Consider the following 20,786-nt stretch of genomic DNA (forward strand, 5'->3'; position numbering starts at 1 on the left):
TGAGCACCATGTGGTCGACTATTGTATCCTACATCCCCGGATGGGTCATATTTATGCAGGCTGCAATTACATTGCTCTGTCCGCTGGGAATTTATTTTATATATAAAAAGCTGTATGCATTCGTCAGCAGTGCAGGACCGAAGATGAAGGCTATCGCTCAACCTAATGCGGAGTCAACAGCGGACAGCCTGGTCAGCGGACAGTACGAAGCGGATTTGTCGTATGTTCAACAAGCAATTGGCGGGAACAGCGATGTGAATTTTCGGGAGTTTGTGGTAAAAGGGTATGAGCTTCGGGCTGTACTTGTTTTTGTTAATGGAATGCAGGATGAAGAATTGATCAATAGGCATGTCATGCAGCAGCTCATGTCCGGAAACGGCGGGATGAAGGAAGAGAAGCAAGATAATCGGGAAACCTTAACCCTGTCCGCTCTGAAATCAAACCTGCTGCCGCTAACAGAGCTTGAGGAAGTTAAAGAACTGGATAAGCTCCAGGAACGGATTCTTTTCGGGTATACGGCACTGCTGATTGAAGGGATACCGGCTGGACTTCTGGTCGGACAGCCGAACGGGTCTATCCGTGCTATTACGGAACCGACTTCTGAGGCGCTGCTTCGCGGACCAAGAATCGCCTTTTCAGAAGTGTTAAGTGAGAACACTTCTATGCTGCGCAGACAAGGCTTGAATAAGGACCTGGAAATGAAGCTATTCGAGGTGGGTAGTCTAGTGAAACGCAAGCTGGTGATTGCGTACATGAAGGATATCGTCAATCCCGAATTGCTGGAGGAAGTTAAGACGAGAGTATCCCGGATCGATATGGATTTTATCGCTGAATCAGGTTATGTGGAGCAATTGATAGAGGATAACATTCTGAGCCCTTTTCAGCAAATCCAAAATACCGAGCGGCCTGACCGGGTAATCAACGCCTTGCTCGAAGGACGGGTTGCCCTGCTTCTGGACGGGACACCCTTTGCATTGATTGTGCCCGTAACCTTCAGCATGCTGCTTCAATCACCGGAGGATTACTTTGAGCGGTGGCTGCCTGGAACTTTGCTGCGGATGCTGAGGTTTTTCGCTGCATTCATGGCGCTGATGGCACCGGCTTTGTATATTTCCTTTATCTCGTTTCATCCCGGATTGATTCCGACCGAGCTGGTGATCAGCATCATCGAAACCCGCCAGGGGGTGCCTTTTCCTTCTGTTATTGAAGTTCTGATTCTGGAGGTATCCATAGAAATCCTGCGTGAAGCGGGAATCCGGCTGCCCAAACCGATCGGACCTGCGATGGGCATCGTAGGCGGTCTGATTATAGGCGATGCCGCAGTAAATGCGGGAATCGTCAGCCCTTTTCTGGTCATCGTGGTGGCCGTCACTGCGATTTCATCCTTTTCCATCCCCATGTACAGTGCAGGCATCACGCTCCGTATTTTAAGGTTTGTTGGCATGATGTTCGCAGCCGTACTTGGCATGCTTGGCACGATTCTGTTTATGCTGCTGATCTTTATCCATTTGACCAAGCTGAAGAGCTTTGGAGTGCCATATGTCACTCCCTTCTCCCCTCTGCGCTTGAGCGACTGGAAGGATCTCTATATTCGTGCACCGCTCCCCTTAATGAAGCGCAGACCTGAAATGATGAAGACACAGAAGAAAAAACGCCGCACTTAGCCGGAAGCCAGCAGAAGGAGGAAGTTATGTGTTTGTACGCTCTGACCAAAAAATCACATCCACACAGGCTGCTATATTCCTGACAAACTCTGTTCTCGGAGCCGGAATATTGACGCTGCCCCGATCGGTTACCGAGTCCGCCAAAACTCCGGATGCCTGGTTGTCGGTCCTGCTGGGAGGCGGGATTATTATGCTGATTATCGTGCTAATGGTTAAGCTCAGCCAGCAGTTCCCGGGGAAAACGGTCTATCAATACTCCAGACAAATTGCAGGCAGCATTCCCGGGAGCTTCCTTTCCATGCTGCTGATCGTTTACTACATCGTAATCGCTGGGTTTGAGATTCGTGTGTTTGCCGAGATCACCATGTTTTTTTTACTTGAAGGCACACCGATCTGGGCCATTGTCATCCCGTTTATCTGGGTGGGGGCGTATCTGGTCTTCGGCGGGATTAATTCCATTGCCAGAGTGTATCAGATTATTTTTCCGGTCAGCATATTCGTTTTTCTGCTGTGCTATTTCTTCAGCGGGAGACTGTTTGATATCAATCATTTGCGGCCGTTTCTAGGTGATGGAATAATGCCGGTCATCAGGGGACTAAAATCAACAATCCTGGTGTACACCGGTTGTGAGGTTGTAATGACATTAACAGCATTTATGCAGCATCCTCAGCAAGCTGTCAAAGCCATGTTAGCCGGAATTGGGATTCCGATGGCGCTGTACTTGATTACTGTAGTCATGTCCATTGGCGGACTGTCGATAGATTCAGTGATTACAAGCACATGGCCTACGATTGACCTGATCCGCAGCTTTGAAGTTTCAGGCTTCTTTTTTGAACGTCTGGAATTCCCGCTGCTAGTCATTTGGATGATGCAGATGTTTTGCAACTTTTGCAGCTTCTTCTTCAACGCATCACTGGGAATCTCCCAGCTGTATAAACTAAAGATGGCTCCGATTATTTTCGGACTGATGCCGCTCATTTTCCTGGCAACTATGGTTCCTGTACGCATCAACGATGTATTTGCTCTTGGCGACGCGATCGGATTCACAGGTATAGGCTTATTTATCCTGCTGCCGGTTCTGCTGTCCCTGATTCTGATCGTTCGGAGAAAGGGGCTGAAGCAAAATGTATAGACGCAGATTATGTCTTACCTTCTTGGCCGCTGCACTTCTACTGACAGAGACCGGCTGCTGGAGCAGCAATGAGATTGAAGATCTCAGCATGTACACTGCGCTAACTATAGATGCCGGGCAGCCAACCCAGACGGAGCAGACCTTCGAGAAAGAGGGAGGAAGCTATTTAAAAGACAATAAAATTACAGTAACGATTGAGATTGTTCCGAAACAGTCCTATGGGAATTCCAACAAAACACCGGATACCGGCGCCAAAGCGCCTAACTATGTAAATATTTCGGAAACTGGCGATTCAGTGCTGGAAATTTTGCGCCAGTTCGCCATTCGCCTGGATCGTCCGGTGATTGGACATCATCTGAAGGTTATTGTGATTTCCAGGCAGCTGCTGCAGGAGCAGCGAATACAGGATTTGATGGATTTTGTGCTGCGGGATAATGACATTCGCCCCAGCTGCTTAATTTTAATGAGTGAAGGCCGGGCTGCGGATACACTTAAAACGAAATTTGGCGGTGAGATACCGGCTTTTCACCTTAGAGGCATGACGCGGAACCGTTTTAGAAACAGCAGAATTATGAAGGGCATCATAACATCCGAACTTGATGCGCTGATGCATGCCAAAAAAAGCTTTCTATTGCAGAATATCGTTGAAGCGAACCAGGAAGTGGAGTTCTCAGGCGGAGGGGTGATTAAGGGGGACACCGGCAGATGGATCGGAAATCTGGAGCAGCAGGATATTGAGAGCATCGCATGGATAAAGGGGGATGTAAAAGGCGGAACGCTCAAGACCTACAATCCGGATCATCAAACCGTGACCTATGAGATTAAGTCGGCGAAGAGCAAAATATCGGCTAAAGTGAACAAGGATCACGAGCCGGAGTTTCACGTGAGTATTGAATCCGAAGGGCGGTTAATCGAAAAATGGAAAGATCCGGGGCTCCCCTCAAAAAAAGAATATCTTGAAAAAATGCAAGGGATATTCAAAGAGAGGCTCACCGAGATGATTCAATCGCTTATGCATAAAATGCAGTCGGAATTCAAAGTAGAGGTGGCCGGATTCGGGGACCGATTAAGCGTGGAAGAGCCGCAGGAATGGAAGAAGCTGAAGGATCATTGGGATGAAACCTTCAGCCGCACTCCAGTCACCTTTGATATCAAGCTAACCATTACAGATTATGGCTCATTCACGGAATAATGCAGCGCAGGAAGCTTACTGGACCAATCCGCTCTGCATCGTTAAGTGTGTCAACTCCTCCAGGACCTGCTCTTCGAGGCTGATCATTTCATGCATTTTTTTGTGAATCTTCCGCCGCTGAGATAGCTTATTGCCTGAACACATCACTTTGATCATGAATTGATTAATAAGATTCCACTGCTCTCCTGAAAGCTGATAGCCCTCAGCAGCTTGGGAGAGTGCGGTCAAACCGGCCTCACGGTTAAGCAGACGCAGAAACAGGCTGAACCGGATCCGGTGGATTGGCAGGGTGTTGGCAGCCAGCATGAAGCTGGAGCTGTATTCAGCAGGACAATCGGCGGTGATCCCCGTATTCAGGTAGGCGTCGGCATAGGCTCTGAGGTGAGCTGCAACCTGGTCCGGCTGAACCTGATTGATAGGGCTGCTCAGCATTCCTTGAAGCGTAGCCTGCCAATCTGTGTATGAACGCGAAGAATCGCAAAGCTCAAATAATGCATAGAAATGACAGGCTTTCTGGAAGACATCGAAATCTACAGGTTCAAGCGTTTTGCCATAGTAGGCATCCGTTAAATAAATAAGATGGCTTGAACGGTCCAGTCCAACGGCGAGACAGGCATGGCTGGTATGCAGCTTGCGGAAGGCCAGACACCAGGGGCAGTCATAAGAATCGAATCCGACCAGGACCGGCATTCCCGAAGACAACCGGCTCTCCAGCATATCGAGCATGAAGGTTTTGTCCATTTCCGGTTCCTTCCGTTCAATATAACTGAACACAAGGCCATGGTACGCAGACAGAGCTTCGGTACTGATTCGCGGCAGGGCTAACCGCTCAATCAACGGCTGATCCGGGAACTGCTGTTCTTCAAAGGACACCTGCCAGGCATTCCCGTACATGCACTTGCTGTCCTTTCCCAGCCATTCGGCCACTGAATGAATGCAGTCATCGATACAGCTGCGGAGCGTGGGGTAGGGGGTGCTCTTAACGGGAACAATGTTCAGCATTGCTCATCATCTCCTTCGCCGACAAAAAGTGACTATGAAACCGGTTTCGATAACAGGCAGGAGTCATACCGCTGTACTCGCGGAACAGCCGGTAGAAATATTTCATGTCGTATATTCCGACCTCCAGCGCAATAGCCTGTATCCCAAGCTTCGTGAACATCAGCAGCATGCAGCTGTATTTCATGCGGATTTCCTGGAGCATCTGGATGTAGGATCTGCCGGTTTTTATTTTGAATAATCGCTGGAACTGGCGGGAGCTCATCGCAATCTGCCGGCTAATCTCCTTCAGGGTGATTTTTTCGCTGAAATTGCTGATCATATACAGAATGACATCATGCAGCGGATCTTCGTTAATCTGGGGCTGCTGAGTGAAGGGAACGGAGGCAGCGGGCAGAATGAGCTTCGCCAGCTCGAACAGCAGCGGGTATAACTGCTGTTGATCCTCAGCGGAACCATTGTTATGTATCCCCTGCATACGGCGGAGTAAAAAGGACAGCTCCACGTTGTTCTCCCTGTATCCGAACCATTGCTTCAACTCCAGAAGCTTCAGCAATGGAACCATGTCCTCTTCAGAGTACTGTCCCGGCAGTTCGCCGGGAATCCTGCAAAGCTCCGGCCTGAGCATACAATTGAGGATGATTAGCGGCTCGGAACCGGTGAGATCCAGCGGCTGAAAGACATGGGATACCCCAGGCGGGATAACCAGCAAATCCCCCTGCACAACCTGCATTTTATCCTCAGCGGCCAGATGGATTCCTTCCCCCTGAACCACATAAGCGAGCTCCAAAAAATCGTGCTGATGACGTACGGAAGTGACCGTTTCGTGAGTCAGGAGCATTTGAACCGGTGAACAGGAGTCAAATAGATATTCCCCAGTAAATACCGGAAAAACTTCCATAGACAAGCCTCCGTTTCCAATTTCCTTATGATATACACCTGGAATCCACCCTAGTATAGCTGAATATTTTGGCGTATTCAACCATATATTAACATCCGGGATTTTGGTATATTCATTTCATTCATTCCTAATATGCTCACAGAAAGGGGTATAGACATGCAGCAGAAAGTCATTGAGATTATCGCTGAAATCAAGGAGGATCCGGGCCTGCTTCAGACGCTGAACGGGGCTTCCGATCTGACTCTGGATGCCGCACTTGATTCGCTGCAAATCATCAACTTTATTCTGAGAATCGAAGATGAATTCGATATTGAAGTAGATTTCGATACCTTTGATCTTGAACATTTGAAATCGGTAGACCGTTTCGCCGCCTATGTCGCCGGGCTTGCCGTGCGATGAAGAACGTTGTACACTGCGGCAGCCTGGAGTCGGAACGATACTGGCGGGAGGAAGACCTGGCCGCTCTGCCGTCCATTCCTGATGCGAAGGCTCTGGCTATCGTTCAGGCCATGGATGAAATGCTGTTTGTCTTTTGCAGGAGCGGGGATATTCTATTAACCCGTCATGGCATGGAACAGGCTCAATATGACTATCTGCAATCTCTCAATTATTCATTCAAGACGAATATGAATCCATTAACATTGGGGGTCCGGGAATCCGGCTCAACGCAGAACGCACTGAATGTATTTGAATTGCTGGGCAGGCTGGACCCCGGGCAGGAAGCGGAGAGGTTAATACCGGAAGGATCTTTGCTTGAACCCTTTGCCGTGCTTCCCGGAACGCAGGAGGCGGTTAGACGCTATAAGCTTCTGCCCGGACTCCCGGATGAACAGACCGTACGCAAAGTGAACACCAAAACCTACTCTGCTGCCATGCGGGATAGGCTGTCTTTGCCAAATATCGCCCAGATTGTCCACAGCGTGGAGGAGCTGCTGCAATCAGGACAGGCGCTGCTGGAGAAGGGGCCTTTTCTGATCAAGGATGAGTACGGTGTATCCGGCAAAGGAAATCAGCTCGTGGACTCTGACCGCATGCTGCGCAGAATTGCCGGGTACCTGGAATCCAGCCGGAACAAGGGTAAAAGAATCCAATTTGTGCTTGAACCCCTGTTGAACCGGGAGGCAGACTTCTCCAGTCAATTTCATATCGATCCTGATGGCCAAATCTCGATCTTGTCTGTTCAGCAGCTGGTCAACCACGGCTTTGCCTTCGGAGAATCACATTCGCCCGAGCCGCCTCTGCTCGAAAGGCTGGAACGGGAAGGATATTGGGAAATTATGCACAATATTGGACGGGAGCTGTATTCAGACGGTTATTATGGCGATGTATGCGTGGACTCCATGCTGCTGCGCGACGGAAGCCTCGCACCTCTGGTGGAGATCAATGCCCGCAAGTCGATGAGTCTGATTAAACATAATGTGGACCGCCATCTCAAGCAGGAGGGGATGCACACCTGTCTCATACAGGTACCGTTAGCAACTATGGCTGAGGTTCGTTATGAAGAGCTGCTGCAGCGGCTGGAGCAGGCTGGCATATTATTTTCGCCGGAAGAGGGAGAAGGGGTGATTCCTTTGTCTTCAGGTACACTCCAGCCTCCGGACCCGTCCCGTTCCACAGGTTCCACCGGTTCCGCCAAAGGCAAGCTGTATGCCGCGTTGGCCTACCGGAATGAAGCCCGCAAAGACAGACTCACCCGGAAGCTGGACGAATCGCTTCTGCGCACTGGCTATACTATACTGCGTTAATGAAAGGAACCCTCCAATGAACAACACAGTGACAGTTCTATGTTCTGGTTTTGGTCTGGGCTTTTATGTCCCCGGCCTGCTGATTGAGCGGAAGCTCAAGGCGCTTGGCATCGAGGCGCAGATTGAGGTTTTTGAAACCTTAATGTCTGACAGCAAAAAAAAGCTGACGGATGACAGCCGCAAAGCGTACCAGAAAAATTTTGCCGTAGCCCTGACCTCGCAGAAAATACCGGGGGATATCCGAAACAGCCTTGATTCTGCTGCCGTTGAACAGATCTTCCGACAATGGCGGCAGGAAAAAAGACAGCACTTCATAGCATTATCCGGGCACTGGGTGCATGTTATGGACAGATACCGTGAAACTGCCGGTTTTCCTGTGTATGCCGATTTGCTCTATATTGATGCTGATCTTTCGCCGTCATGGAAGAATCTCCGCAGGCTGAACCCAGGTTACGCGGAAGGCTACCACGAAGTAAGCATGTATGATCCCGGGAAGCGGGAGATCCTCTGCAGCATTGATGCCGGACCCCAGCAAGCGCTGCCCGCTTCGGCAAGAAACGGGAGACTGGTTGTGCATGGCGGCGGCTGGGGAATTGGAACATTCCGCGAGAAGTTTGCCGCCCTGGAATCGGCAGGGTATGAGCTGGATATTGCCGCTTACAGTTCTGAGGAGATTGGAGAGACGATCCACGGAAGACGTTATTATATGAACGACCCGGAATGGCGGACCTGGCTCCGCGACAGCAACGGACAGTATACCTTCCCGCCTTTTGCTGAGGTAACCGGCAACCAGGCCAGCCACTTCCCGCCCTGCCGTCACTACCAGGAGGGGATGTACGGTGTCATCCGGCAGGCATCAGCTGTAATCAGCAAGCCGGGAGGCGGGGCATTGATTGATTCATTGGCTTCAGGCACTCCGCTGGTGCTGCTGGACCCTTTTGGCCCGCATGAGAAAATTAACAGCGATCTGTGGGTGGAGCTTGGTTACGGCATCCGTTACGGGGAATGGGCCGGGACTGGTTTTGACCGTGAAGAATTGCGTAAGCTGTCGGACAACCTCCAATCAGCCGCAGGCCGGTACCCCGATTATGCAGCAAGTTATGCAGAACAACTATCCGCAGCGGGAGGGAGAAGCTAATGCAGCCTACCAGCAGAGTTAATCTGGATGCCAAATCCTTTGAGGCTTTGAAACGCACGATCAGGAATGTCGTCATTCCGCATAGAGAACGCAAGCATGATCCCGGCTTCAAAACCGTTATGCCGGAAATTATGTCACTTAAGCTGACCAACCGCTGTAATCTCCGCTGCAAGCATTGCTACCAATGGAATGAATCCGGCTATCATCATGATATGGACACAGCCGAGCAGAACCTGGATATGGATTTGGAGATGATCCGCAAGCTTTTGCAGGAAACGGATGAAGCAAAGTCCCGTCTGTATTTATGGGGCGGCGAACCGCTGTTTCACCGGGATACGAAACCAATTCTGGAGCTTCTGAAAGAGCATCCCCGGGATACGACGATCTGTACCAATGCATATCTGATTCATAAGTATGAAGAGGAGCTGTGTGCAATCTCAGACAATCTGGAGCTGCTGATACCGATAGAGGGGTTCGAGGATGAGCATGATTTTCTCCGTGGCAGAGGATCATTTCACAAAGTGATCGAGAACGTGGACCGGCTGGTTGAACTGCGCGAGCAGGGCCGCTTCCGCGGCCGCATCTCCGTGCATAATGTGATTAATGACAATATGATCGGCAGATTGTATGAACTGGTGGAATTTTTTGAGCAAAAGGGCGTCGATCTGGTACTGCTCTGCTTCCCCTGGTATATTTCTGCGGAAACCAGTCTGGAAATGGACCGCTACTACGATGAACACTTCCAGTGGCTGGCGGAGCTTCCGCCGGATCACCGGAGCAGCTGGCATGCCTTCAAATACCATATTAAGCCGGGCAATGTCCCCAAGCTTACCGAAGACCTGAAGCGGATCAACAGCAACACTTGGCATAATACAAGAATCCGTTACCAGCCGGGACTCGACTTTGATGAATTAGAAGATTTTGTGGCCGGCAGGCCGATGGCATCCCGCAGCACGTCGAAATGTCTGGCGCTCAGCACCAGGGTTGATATTGCCCCGAACGGCATGGTGAGTGCATGTAAATTTTTTGGCGAGCTGGCGATTGGCAATGTGAATGAGCAGTCACTGACGGAAATATGGAACTCGGACCGCTACGACCGGCTGCGGCGCATTCTGGATGAAGGCTTGTCCCCGGCCTGTTCCAAATGCAATGTGCTGTACTTGAATACCTCTGCTGCGCTGTCCCATGTATGAAGAACGGCCATGGACAAACCGACTATAGGCTCGGTATCTTGGGTGCCTCGAATATTGCTGTTCCAGCTTTGCTGGAGCCTGCGCGGTATGTGGAGACGGTAAGTATAGCCGCAATTGCAAACCGGACCTTTGAAAAAGCGGCAAAGCTGGCGGAAACTTACCAGATTCCATATGTGGCGGGCAGTCTGGAGGAGTTGCTGGAGCTAAGCGGTCTGGATGGCGTATATATTGCACTCAGCAATGAGCTTCATACGGAGTGGGCAGTCCGGGCATTGAATGCAGGTAAGCATGTATTGGCAGAGAAGCCGATTGCCTTGAATGCCGAAGAAGCTGAACGGTTAGGGATGGCCAAGGAAAAACCCGGCTCCCCGAAGCTCGCCGAAGGCCTGATGATCGCGTTTCATCCGTGGCAGCAGGCACTGAAATCCATTGTCGATTCCGGACAATTCGGCCAATTGCACAGAATCAGGACACGTATTACCGTACCTGCCAAGGACAGGCATGCCGGGAATTACCGCAGTGTCAAAGCGAAGGGCGGAGGCGCTTTTGCCGATCTGGGCTGCTACTGGCTGCAGTTCCTGCAGGCCATTGTGAGTCTTCAGCCCAGAGAGATTGCGGCACAGTCATCGTTTGACGGGCCGGAGGGCTGTGACTGGACCTTTCAGGCGGTGTTAAAATATGCGGATGGACTGGAGGCCGAATGTCTCACTTCCTTTGAGCAGCCATTCCGGGCTTCGCATACCCTGTATTTTGATCATACGGTGCTGACGATCCCGGATTTCTTCCGCCCGGTCAAAGGGTTCTACAAAATCAAAATACGGCATGACCTTCCGGATAACCACAGTACCCTTTGCGAATTCGAGCCGATGAACTATTATGTCAGCCAGCTGGAGGCTTTTGCGGAAATCATGAGCGGGCAAAGGGCGGAAAAGCTGGAAGCTGTATGGGAACGGGTGCAGATGCACTCCCTAATAATGGCTGAGGCCCGGCAGCACCGGGTTTATCGTGAAGCAAAACGTCATTGACTTAAAACAGCGATTCCCACTACCTGGAGAGTCGCTGTTTTGTATTACCGGTCCTGCAATGAAGGAGGCTGTTCTGCCCAGGATCGCTCATTGTTCCGCACATAAATTCCCAGCGCCTGCTCGAAGGAAAGACCGTGATTGTAAAAAGCCAGTATCTTGGCAGCAAAGCGGATGCTCTTATCTGCACCGGGCGCCTGCAGCAGCTCTGCAGCCAGCCTCCGGAAGTCCTTCGGCTTATGTTCCGCAGCATCTACGGCATCCAGCAGAGCCTTGTGGCTTGGAAAAAGCCTCCGGTTATACGCCAGGATCATCCTCCCGCTGTAGAACACCAGATTGCTGGCGGTGTGGGCAAGCAGATAGGCGTCATTCGTTTTGGCCGCCTCTTTGGCAAAATAGAAAGCGTACAAGAAGATCTGGGCACAAAAATCCCGCAGATTGCGCTCCCGGTTCTCTTCAGGATAGACGGGAATCCGGGCTACCAGCTCACCCAGCTCCGGGATTCTGGAGAACAAAACCTCCGAACCGGTAAAAGCATACCTCGTCGGCTCATTGCCCCGCTCGGACGCAAGCTCCAGAAACCGGAGGTTGATGACTTTTATATCGGCGTATCCGCCTTCATACGTGCTGACTTCACGGTCCACATAGGATAGAGTATTGTTCCGGTTATAGGTTTCATAGGCCTCATCGGTTAACAGCAGGTGAACATCCACATCAGAGGTTTCCTTAGCTGTTCCCTGAGCTACCGAACCACTGGTAATTACAGCCAGACAGGAAGGGTCCTTTTCAAGCTTTCCCGCCAGCTTCTCCAGCGTCTGTCTGTGATGTGTATACATCTTTTTCATCCTCCTTAACGAACTCTTAGACCTTAAGCGTATCTGTTGGACAGCCCGACGGCTATGGTCAATCCGGTCAATCCGGTCATATCTGACTTTGACAGGAATCGCAGTCATTTGGCTCTACAGTATAAAGCGATACGTGAATTTTAAAAAAAGATGCCGCAGGCTGGTTTAATTTGAGTTTATAAATGAGGTGTACATTAGATTCAGCCTCAACCACTATAAACTTAATAAGGAGTGTAATGATGATGTCAAACGTACTGTTTTTGAGTGTTTCGGCTCATGGTCATGTCAATCCGACTGTTGGACTTGTGCATGAATTAATTCAGCGGGGGGAAACGGTCACCTATTTCGGGTTCGAAAAATTTAGAGCTAAAATCGAACAAACAGGAGCGGTATTCAAAACGTATAAAGAAAATCTGCTGCTCTTTCAAGACGACTTTGCAGAGACTAATGAAGATGTGCTGGAAGCAAGTGCTGAGGATTTTCTGGAAATGCTGACGGATACGCTCCGGCCCGGCAAGCGGATTATTGAGGATGTATTGGGCCAGATCAGAGGCTTGCAGTTTGATTATGTGGTCTATACAGCCGCTTTTCCATTTGGAAATGCAATCGCCCAGATTCTAAACATTCCTGCGGTTGCCTCGATGGCTATCTTAGCGACACCGGCAGAATTCATGCCTACAGGCGAAGAATCTTCAAAAGCCTCTAGTCTGGACAGTTATCAGGCAATCGTACAGGAGCTGAAGGAAAGCTTTGATGTGGAGATGCCGCCGGACATACTAGACTGCTTCTATTGCAAGGGCGATATTAGTATCATTTATACCTCCAAAACTTTTATCGCCCATCCCGAATACTACGATGACAGCTTCAAGTTCATAGGCCCGCCTATTTTTGACAGACAAGAGAAGGTGGATTTTCCGTTTGAGCAATTGGAAGGAAAAACAGTCATCTATATTTCCATGGGAACCCGTGTGAGCACCATAATGGAATTATACGACCTTTTCTTCAAAAGCTTTGCCGGTTTCGATGCCGTTGTGGTCATGACCGCTTACGATGTGGACATTTCCCAATTCTCCATTCCTGATAACTTTATTGTCCGCAACTATGTTCCGCAACTGGAGGTATTAAAATATACGGATGTAGCTATTACTCATGCAGGAATGAACAGCACCAGTGACTTGATGTACAGCAATGTGCCTTTTGTAGCGATTCCGATTACCGCGGACCAGCCTTATATGGCCAGAAGAGCTCAAGAATTAGGGGCGGCTATTGCTCTGGATTTCATGACGGTTACCCCTGGGCTGCTAAGAGCTTCCGTGGAAAAGGTTCTTGCCGATCCCGCCTACCGTGAACATATCCAGCAGATTAGCAAGTCCTTTCAAGAGGCAGGGGGGTATCCAAAAGCCGTTGATGAGATTTTCAAATTAAAAGAGGAAAGGGAACGGTTATAAACAGTCCTACCAGGCCTTCGGACAGATAGGCAACCCTAACTTTAAACGGCTACGCTGTTCAGTGGAGGACGCGCAGCCGTTATGTTCTTGTATAGGAAACTATGGCTACTTCCGCATGTGGATAAAATGATGCTTAAAGTTGTGGAATAAATACTTTGTATGAATTTGTAACGAACAACGACAGAAATGCCGTTGTTGGAGCATCGAAGGCCGAGTTCTGAGGAATTAGTCGGTCTAGATATTCTAATTTTAACTAGCACTTGCTTACCGGTTTCTTCGCAGGTGCTAGTTGGAAAAAGGGAACTTATTTTTCCGGAAATTAAGAAATCCTGAGAGTGAAGTGGAAAAAGTAAACTTAATTGGGCTACTTTTCTTGTCCAATGGCGAAATGGGCTGAATTAGTGTCCCTTTTTCCACTTCATCTTCCCGAGGGTAGGGTACTCCGGCAAATTAGTTAAACTTTTTCCACTTAAAAAGTTGCCGTAGGATTCACGGGGGAATCGTTCTCCAGGTAAAACGCTAGAACAAAAACGGCTGCTGTCCAGTGGAGGACGGCGCAGCCGTTATGTTCTTGTATAGGGAACGATCCAGTGTAAAAAAATGTGGATATGTTCGTCCGTAACGGCTGCGGAGAAATCGTGAAGGAATACTACGATCCGTCTTCAGCATGACCCCGTTGATTTTGGAGTGGTTGGGAATTAAGGTTCAATCCCATAAATCAGCTTTCCTTTATAATAGACTGTGATATGATCATTCGCGGCATAGCTGGTGATGGCCGGTTGAAACGAGTAGTCATCGGCCTGATTGTAATTCGACCAATCCTTGTGGTGAATGCGGAACTGGATGTCTCCGGTTGAACCGGAAGCTGCGAGCGGGCCTGCACCTGCCGTAAAACCGATCTCCGCATAGGTATCTGCACCTGCCAAAGGCGTAGTCAGGGGGACGATCGCTGTCAGCAGTTTTTCATTTCCTAACGCAACATAATCAAACTCCAGGGTCTGCTCCGCACTTCCATCCCTTGTGTACCAATAACGTATCGTGAGTTCATGTAGCGGAATAGGGCTGCTGGTCTCGTTCCTGAGCTGCAGGCTGGCCCTGATCGAGTTCACAGCAGTCCCCGTTTCACCTGCAAGGTAGAGTGGGGTTACTTGAGTGTCTCCCGGTTCTGGTTCTTCCCCGGGACCGCCGACAGGCGGAAAGGTGACCGGCTTCATAATAAGGTCCAGCATAACCTGCTTCGGCTCATTCCAAGATGTCCAGTCATCCAGCAATAGCCCCCCGGTATCCCCGCTATTCGGATTAAGACTCCAGTACGTCCAGTAGAGATTATTCTGGCCGATGTAGCTAACGAGCGCATGCTGCCATTTACCTTCCACCGAGAGAGTATCCACGCTGCGTCCGCCGAATTCCCCTGCAAGGATGGGGGCAATTTGTTCCTTGCTGATGTATCCCCAGGTATCATCCCACAGCTTCGGCAGATTGTTCGGGAAATCGGCAGCACTGAACCAAGGCTGTGAAGCGACGCCAGGACCGTAATCATGCGGGGAATAGACCACCCGATCCGGTACTGTAAGCGTAACCGGATTATTGCGCACACCTGTCAGATTACCGCCCCACCAATAGCTGCTGGAGTTGCCTTGAACATTGGTTTCGATACCTTCAACTATGATCAGCCAGTTCGGATTCACGGCGAGAATCGCATTTCCGGCCCGTTCGCTGGCCAGCCGCCAGTCTGTGGCAGGATTACCTGTTCCCCAGCTTGCCGTACCGTGCGGTTCATTATGCAGATCGGCTCCAATGACTGTAGGGTTATCCGCATATCGCTGAGCAAGCATCACCCAGTCACTGATCCAGCGGGTTTCGGGATAGGCCGCAGTGTACCACAGCGCCGATTGTCCGCCGGAATCCGGCCGGTGCCGGTCGAGGAAGATCCGAATGCCGCGCTTTCCGGCTTTTTCAATCAGTTTATCCATGATCTGAACCGGCTTCAGACCGGCAAGATCGGGGTTTTTGGCATAGTCGATACTGTTGGCCGCAGAACCTGAATCGAACATTTGGTTGCAGTATGGCAGCCGGATCAGGTTATACCCTTCCGCTTTGATTTGATCAAGTACATTATCCATGGAACGAGTCCACAACCCGTGCGGAGAGTAATTCGCGGTTTCGAAGCCGAACCAGTTGAGCCCGTTGAATACGGCAGGTTTGCCTGCGGCATCCACGATTCTGTTACCTGAGGTGTGATAATAGCCTGCTGCACCTTCAGCCTTTACTTCATTACCCGGATACGAATAAGCACCTGCCAGCAATACAAAAGCAACGAACAATACTCCCAGTTTCCTGAACCCAAACGACATTCATTTTCCTCCTCTTAGTGATTTCAATGAGGTCAGACTTTATAGCATACGACCGGGATGTTAACGTATTCGTATGAGCCAGGCTGCAAATATGGAGAATCAGCAACATCATTATGACTTTCAGCTTAATCAATGGATATTTTTGAAGAAAGGGGAGGGATATATTGGGAAAATCTATGGAAGAGGTCATGGCAAGGGAGGCCTTACTGTTTGACGAAGAAGCTTTTTTGAACGGCTGTATGTCGAACACGCAAATTGTATTCCATCGCCCTAAGCTATATGCGTTCTGATGCAGATGAGCTGGAAATGGTTCAGGAGGCTTCCTGCCGGGCGTGGATGAAACGGAAAAAGCTGAGAAACGAGGCGGCAATGAACTTCTCTCTCTTAATTTATGGCTGGATTGTGACGATAATAATCAAAAACATGCATGAATTAGGAGAGCGACATCATGGACAATTTAAATGCATTAGTGTTAGCTGCACCATTCTTCAAACAAATTCATTCCCAGGATATTATGATTGGAGTTACAGACAAAGAAATATTCCATTACTATGCCCCCAGCAAGGTACTGGATTTCGGGTTGACCAAAGGAAGCCCAATTCCTCCGGATGACCCTTCCTTGAGCAATGCGCTCGCCGGACGCGCCACGACCAACCGGCTGGCACCCGAGCTTTATGGAGCGACAGTCATCTCCTCGGCAGTGCCGGTTTATGATGCTGCCGGAGAAATTATCGGCGCATTTGCGATTGCCTACACCCTGGAAAACGAGGATAAAATGGAGCAGTTGACGAGCAGCATTGAACAGATCAGCGGCCAGCTGGTTGATATGGTCCAGAACGTCGCTGCACAGTCCGAAGAGCTGTCGGCTACCACCGCCCAGATTCTTGATAATTCACGCAAAACGGTAGAAGAGTCCAATCAAGTAAGCAAAGTGACCGGATTCATCCGGGAAATCTCCGAACAGACGAATCTGCTTGGCTTGAATGCGGCCATTGAGGCAGCGCGTGTGGGGCAGGAAGGCGCAGGCTTCGGCGTAGTGGCCACGGAAGTGCGCAAGCTGTCCGTGCACACCAAGGAAGCGACTAAAACAATCGAAGATTCATTGAACACAGTTCAGCGCTCTATCCGGCAGATGGAAAAAGAAATCGAGGCCATTGCCGCGTCTTCCTCCGAGCAGGCCGAACTGGTCACCGAGTTCAGTGATGTCATTGAACGGCTGAACAAGACCAGCGGGGAGATGGCTAAATTCATCAATTCCATTATTCAATAACACCAAATCCATCCCAATCAATCCCAAAAATCCGCAGACAGGATGCTATCGTCCTTGTTCTGCGGATTTTTTAATTCGGTCTAGACCTCAATAATGATAGGAAGAATCATCGGTCTGCGTTTCGTGCGTTCATATAGGAACTTACCCAGCGTTTCCTTGATCGTCTCCTTGATGATATTCCATTGGCCCAGGTCAGCCGCGCTCATTTTCTGCAAGGTAGAGGTAATCAGCTGATTGATCTCTTCCATCAGTGTGTCGGAGTTGCGCACATATACAAATCCGCGGGAGATGGTATCGGGGTCGTTCAGGATTCGTCCGTCATTTTGGCTTAATGTAATCACTGTAATGAGGATTCCGTCGGCAGACAGCTGCCTCCGGTCGCGCAGTACAACGTTGCCGATATCACCAATGCCGAGTCCATCGACGTAGATTTGTCCGGCCGTAATCCGTCCGCTTTGGCGAACATCCCCGGCATTTGATTCCACGATATCCCCGTTTTTCAGGATAAAGATGTTCTCATTCTTGACCCCCACGGCTTCGGCCAGCATGGAGTGATGATGAAGCATCCGGTATTCCCCGTGAATCGGGATGAAATATTCAGGCTTCATCAAGGTAAGCATCAGCTTCAGCTCCTCCTGGCTGCCATGCCCCGATACATGAAGCTCACTGCGGGAACCATAGATTACACGTGCCCCCAGCATGTACAGATTGTCCACAATTCTGGAAACGTTCCGCTCATTGCCTGGGATTGGATTCGCTGCGAGCAGGACCGTATCACCTTCACTGATCTCAAGCTGTCTATGGCTGGAATTGGCCAGCCGGGATAACGCCGCCATGGGTTCGCCCTGGCTGCCGGTGCATAACACAGCGATCCTGCCGCGATCCATTTTGCCCGCTTCCGCAGGTTCTACCAGCATGCCTTCGGGGATGTTCAGATAGCCCAGCTCCTGGGCAACCCCGACGACATTGACCATGCTCCTGCCCAGCAGGGCGAGCTTGCGGCCGGTATGCCCGGCAGCGTCTACGATCTGCTGCAGGCGGTGCACATTCGACGCAAAGGTGGAGATAAAAATCCTGTTCTCCGCCTTATGAAAGGCTTCCTCCAGATGGGCGCCTACTAGCCTTTCAGAAGGGGTGAAGCCCGGCCGCTCGGCATTCGTGCTCTCGGACAACAGAAACTTGACTCCTTTTTCACCGATCGCCGCCATTTTATGTATATCGGGATACTGCTTGTTGACGGGGGTCATATCGAACTTGAAATCGCCGGTATGAACCACAGTCCCCTCAGGGGTATCGAATACAATGCCTAGGCAATCCGGAATACTGTGGTTTGTCCGGAAAAAGGTAATCGTAATAGAGCCGAAATTCAGTGTGGACTCTGTATCAATGCAATTTAGCTGGGTCTGGCGCAAGAGGCCGTGTTCCTTCAGTTTCGTCTGAATCAACCCGAGGGTCAGGCGGGAGGCATATACCGGAATATTCAGCTGTTTGAGAAAATAGGGAATTCCCCCAATGTGATCTTCATGTCCATGTGTCACCACAAGGGCTTTGACTTTGTCTGTATTGCTGAGCAGGTAGGAAATATCAGGAATGATAAGGTCAATCCCCAGTAAACTTTCATCCGGAAATTTGGATCCGCAATCTATAACGATGATGTCATCGGCGTATTGCAGAAGATACATATTTTTGCCAATTTCGTACACCCCTCCCAAAGCCGCAATCCACAGACGCTCACCAGTCATCTTCATGCTCATTCCTCCTTTTTTTGATTACGCATATTATGCATATCACACCATGGGTTTATCCAAAGCGGGATGATTTTATATCTTGGGAAAGCAATACCGGAGGCGATGACAATCACTGCGGCGGGTTTATGATGGTATTCTCGAGATCAAAGGCGTACCTGCAGCGATGAGATTCTAAAGTATCAGACGCCGGGCAGAATGTTGATCATCTCATAGATTTTTGTCTATTTCGGTGTTAGTAACCTACTAATATAGTTTAAGTAAGTGACGTAACAGCTTTTTCCAAGACCAGTTTGGATTTGCAAGAAAAAGAGCGGAACAGGGAATTTTTCGGTTTGACAACCTGTATATACAAGTGTAAAATCCATACTTGTATATACAGGTAAAACGAATAGATAAATAGATACCGCATACGGGGAGGGACTTACACATGGAAACAACACCGCAAGCTGACTGGTGGCGCAAGTCTACGGTATATCAGGTTTATCCCAAGAGCTTCAAGGACAGTACAGGCAGCGGGACAGGTGATATCCAGGGGCTAACCGGCAAGCTTGACTATTTGCAGGAGCTGGGGATCGACATAGTGTGGCTGCAGCCGGTTTACGTATCTCCACAAAATGATAACGGTTACGATGTCGCAGATTACCGGCAAATTGACCCCGCCTTTGGAACCATGGAGGATTTTGAAGAATTGATCCGGGAGCTGAAGAAACGCGGCATGCATCTGATGACCGATATCGTTGTCAACCATTCTTCTACAGAGCATCCGTGGTTTCAGGAGGCGAGGAAATCCAAGGACAATCCTTACAGGAATTATTACATCTGGCGGGACCCTGCACCGGACGGAGGGGTACCCAATAACTGGCAGTCGAAGTTCGGCGGACCGGCTTGGCAATTCGATGAGATTACCGGCCAGTATTTCCTCACCCTGTTTGACAAGACACAGGCAGACCTAAACTGGGAAAATGAGCAGGTTAGACAGGAAGTCGCTGACCTGATGATTTTTTGGGCGGAAAAAGGAGTGGACGGCTTCCGGATGGACGTCATCAATCTGATCTCCAAAGATCAGAGCTTTCCTGACGATGATCCAGCGGCCGTTCCGGGGGATGGGCGAAGATTCTATACCGATGGCCCCCGGGTCCATGAATATATCAAAGAACTTTATGCTAAGGTCTTTGGGCCTTACAATCTGGTGACCGTGGGAGAGATGTCCTCAACCACCCTGGAGCACTGCATCCGCTATTCCGCACCCGAAGAACGGGAGTTTTCCATGACCTTCAATTTCCATCACCTCAAGGTTGATTATAAGAATGGTCAGAAGTGGGAACTGCAGCCCTATGATTTTGCCGAACTGAAAGAGCTGTTCACCCGGTGGCAAACCGGAATGCAGCAGGCCGGCGGGTGGAATGCCCTCTTTTGGAATAATCATGACCAGCCCCGTGCCTTGTCCCGCTTCGCAGATGACGGGAAATACCGCAAGGAAAGCGCTAAAATGCTGGCTACAACACTTCACGGCATGCAGGGCACGCCCTATGTCTACCAAGGTGAGGAGCTGGGGATGCCCAATCCCGACTGGCATGATATCTCGGAATTCAATGACATTGAATCGAAGAACATGTACCGGATTCTGCAAGAGCGGGGATTGTCAGGGGAGCAGGCGCTGGACATTATCCGGGAACGCTCCCGGGATAATTCGCGGACGCCGATGCAGTGGGATGCTTCCGGGCATGCCGGATTCACCAGCGGGACCCCCTGGCTGAAAGTGGACAGACGATACAAAGAAATCAATGTTCAAGCCGAGCAAATTGATCCAGACTCCATTTTTGCCCATTACAAGCAGTTAATTCGTTTGCGGAAGCAAGAACCGGTCATAACAGACGGGATATTCAAAAGATTGGATGAAGGACATCCGCAGATTTTTGCCTATGCCAGAGTGGGTAACACGGAGACGCTTATAGTCGTGTCCAGCTTCAGCGGTACGCAGGCCGGCTTTAGTTTTGCAGACGAATTCTGGTCCAGCCGCATCAACAGCCAAGCCGCTGAACTGCTGATCGGCAATACGGAACAGACACCCGTGTGGAGCCAGTCCCTTGAGATTCCGCCTTACGGCTCTTATATGTGGATTATCCGCTAAAACA

General features: G+C 50.0%; 17 protein-coding genes. 12 read left to right on the top strand and 5 right to left on the bottom strand.

Annotated elements, in window-relative coordinates; all coding sequences use genetic code 11:
- Positions 1–8 precede the first annotated feature (8 nt).
- Genes PRIO_RS16915 through PRIO_RS16925 form a run of 3 tightly spaced genes read left to right on the top strand, consistent with a single transcriptional unit; the run spans position 9 to position 3,988 of the window.
- On the top strand, positions 9–1,664 hold the full coding sequence (locus tag PRIO_RS16915; RefSeq protein WP_020428689.1) for a spore germination protein: 1,656 nt from the start codon (positions 9–11) through the stop codon (positions 1,662–1,664).
- A gap of 28 nt (positions 1,665–1,692) precedes the next feature.
- Positions 1,693–2,796: a GerAB/ArcD/ProY family transporter gene (locus tag PRIO_RS16920; RefSeq protein WP_020428690.1), complete on the top strand. Its 1,104-nt coding sequence runs from the start codon at positions 1,693–1,695 to the stop codon at positions 2,794–2,796.
- Positions 2,789–3,988: a Ger(x)C family spore germination protein gene (locus tag PRIO_RS16925; protein WP_020428692.1), complete on the top strand. Its 1,200-nt coding sequence runs from the start codon at positions 2,789–2,791 to the stop codon at positions 3,986–3,988. Before PRIO_RS16920 ends, PRIO_RS16925 begins: the two co-directional genes overlap by 8 nt.
- A gap of 15 nt (positions 3,989–4,003) precedes the next feature.
- Here PRIO_RS16925 and PRIO_RS16930 read toward each other — a convergent pair whose 3' ends face one another.
- Both PRIO_RS16930 and PRIO_RS16935 read right to left on the bottom strand, forming a co-directional pair.
- Positions 4,004–4,990 carry a hypothetical protein gene (locus tag PRIO_RS16930; RefSeq protein ID WP_020428693.1) on the bottom strand — a complete coding sequence of 329 codons (987 nt, stop codon included), beginning with the start codon at positions 4,988–4,990 and terminating at the stop codon, positions 4,004–4,006.
- Complete coding sequence (locus tag PRIO_RS16935) at positions 4,968–5,888, bottom strand: AraC family transcriptional regulator (protein WP_020428694.1); 921 nt, start codon at positions 5,886–5,888, stop codon at positions 4,968–4,970. The genes PRIO_RS16930 and PRIO_RS16935 overlap by 23 nt, the downstream gene beginning before the upstream one ends.
- A 156-nt stretch (positions 5,889–6,044) precedes the next feature.
- Here PRIO_RS16935 and PRIO_RS16940 point away from each other — a divergent pair, with 156 nt between their 5' ends.
- Genes PRIO_RS16940 through PRIO_RS16960 form a run of 5 tightly spaced genes read left to right on the top strand, consistent with a single transcriptional unit; the run spans position 6,045 to position 10,989 of the window.
- On the top strand, positions 6,045–6,287 hold the full coding sequence (locus tag PRIO_RS16940) for an acyl carrier protein (protein WP_020428696.1): 243 nt from the start codon (positions 6,045–6,047) through the stop codon (positions 6,285–6,287).
- Positions 6,284–7,633 carry an ATP-grasp domain-containing protein gene (locus tag PRIO_RS16945; protein ID WP_020428698.1) on the top strand — a complete coding sequence of 450 codons (1,350 nt, stop codon included), beginning with the start codon at positions 6,284–6,286 and terminating at the stop codon, positions 7,631–7,633. Before PRIO_RS16940 ends, PRIO_RS16945 begins: the two co-directional genes overlap by 4 nt.
- Before the next feature lie 16 nt (positions 7,634–7,649).
- Positions 7,650–8,771, top strand: coding sequence for a glycosyltransferase family protein (locus PRIO_RS16950; protein WP_046503648.1), 1,122 nt, complete (start codon positions 7,650–7,652; stop codon positions 8,769–8,771).
- Complete coding sequence (locus PRIO_RS16955) at positions 8,771–9,964, top strand: radical SAM/SPASM domain-containing protein (RefSeq protein ID WP_020428703.1); 1,194 nt, start codon at positions 8,771–8,773, stop codon at positions 9,962–9,964. The genes PRIO_RS16950 and PRIO_RS16955 overlap by 1 nt, the downstream gene beginning before the upstream one ends.
- On the top strand, positions 9,961–10,989 hold the full coding sequence (locus tag PRIO_RS16960; RefSeq protein WP_020428705.1) for a Gfo/Idh/MocA family protein: 1,029 nt from the start codon (positions 9,961–9,963) through the stop codon (positions 10,987–10,989). The genes PRIO_RS16955 and PRIO_RS16960 overlap by 4 nt, the downstream gene beginning before the upstream one ends.
- 44 nt (positions 10,990–11,033) lie before the next feature.
- Here the strand turns inward: PRIO_RS16960 and PRIO_RS16965 are convergent, their stop codons facing one another.
- Entirely contained in the window at positions 11,034–11,822 is a 789-nt protein-coding gene (locus PRIO_RS16965) for a nucleotidyltransferase domain-containing protein (protein WP_020428707.1), read from the bottom strand.
- A 245-nt stretch (positions 11,823–12,067) separates the two neighbouring features.
- On the opposite strand from PRIO_RS16965, the gene PRIO_RS16970 reads away from it, so the two are divergent.
- Positions 12,068–13,279: a macrolide family glycosyltransferase gene (locus tag PRIO_RS16970; protein WP_197545349.1), complete on the top strand. Its 1,212-nt coding sequence runs from the start codon at positions 12,068–12,070 to the stop codon at positions 13,277–13,279.
- Positions 13,280–13,977: 698 nt separating this feature from the next.
- On the opposite strand, the gene PRIO_RS16975 is transcribed toward PRIO_RS16970, so the two are convergent.
- On the bottom strand, positions 13,978–15,633 hold the full coding sequence (locus PRIO_RS16975) for a cellulase family glycosylhydrolase (protein ID WP_052741475.1): 1,656 nt from the start codon (positions 15,631–15,633) through the stop codon (positions 13,978–13,980).
- A 306-nt stretch (positions 15,634–15,939) separates the two neighbouring features.
- Between PRIO_RS16975 and PRIO_RS36840 the strand changes: the two genes are divergently transcribed.
- Positions 15,940–16,245, top strand: a complete 306-nt coding sequence (locus tag PRIO_RS36840; RefSeq protein ID WP_231869952.1) for a hypothetical protein — start codon at positions 15,940–15,942, stop codon at positions 16,243–16,245.
- On the top strand, positions 16,130–16,903 hold the full coding sequence (locus tag PRIO_RS16980; RefSeq protein ID WP_231869953.1) for a methyl-accepting chemotaxis protein: 774 nt from the start codon (positions 16,130–16,132) through the stop codon (positions 16,901–16,903). The genes PRIO_RS36840 and PRIO_RS16980 overlap by 116 nt, the downstream gene beginning before the upstream one ends.
- An 80-nt stretch (positions 16,904–16,983) precedes the next feature.
- On the opposite strand, the gene PRIO_RS16985 is transcribed toward PRIO_RS16980, so the two are convergent.
- Entirely contained in the window at positions 16,984–18,651 is a 1,668-nt protein-coding gene (locus tag PRIO_RS16985) for a ribonuclease J (RefSeq protein ID WP_046503655.1), read from the bottom strand.
- Between the two features lie 427 nt (positions 18,652–19,078).
- Here PRIO_RS16985 and treC point away from each other — a divergent pair, with 427 nt between their 5' ends.
- Positions 19,079–20,782 carry an alpha,alpha-phosphotrehalase gene (gene treC, locus PRIO_RS16990; RefSeq protein ID WP_046503658.1) on the top strand — a complete coding sequence of 568 codons (1,704 nt, stop codon included), beginning with the start codon at positions 19,079–19,081 and terminating at the stop codon, positions 20,780–20,782.
- The last annotated feature ends 4 nt before the right edge of the window (positions 20,783–20,786 follow it).

Origin of the sequence: Paenibacillus riograndensis SBR5 (assembly GCF_000981585.1) — a bacterium.
Lineage (GTDB): Bacteria > Bacillota > Bacilli > Paenibacillales > Paenibacillaceae > Paenibacillus_AQ > Paenibacillus_AQ riograndensis.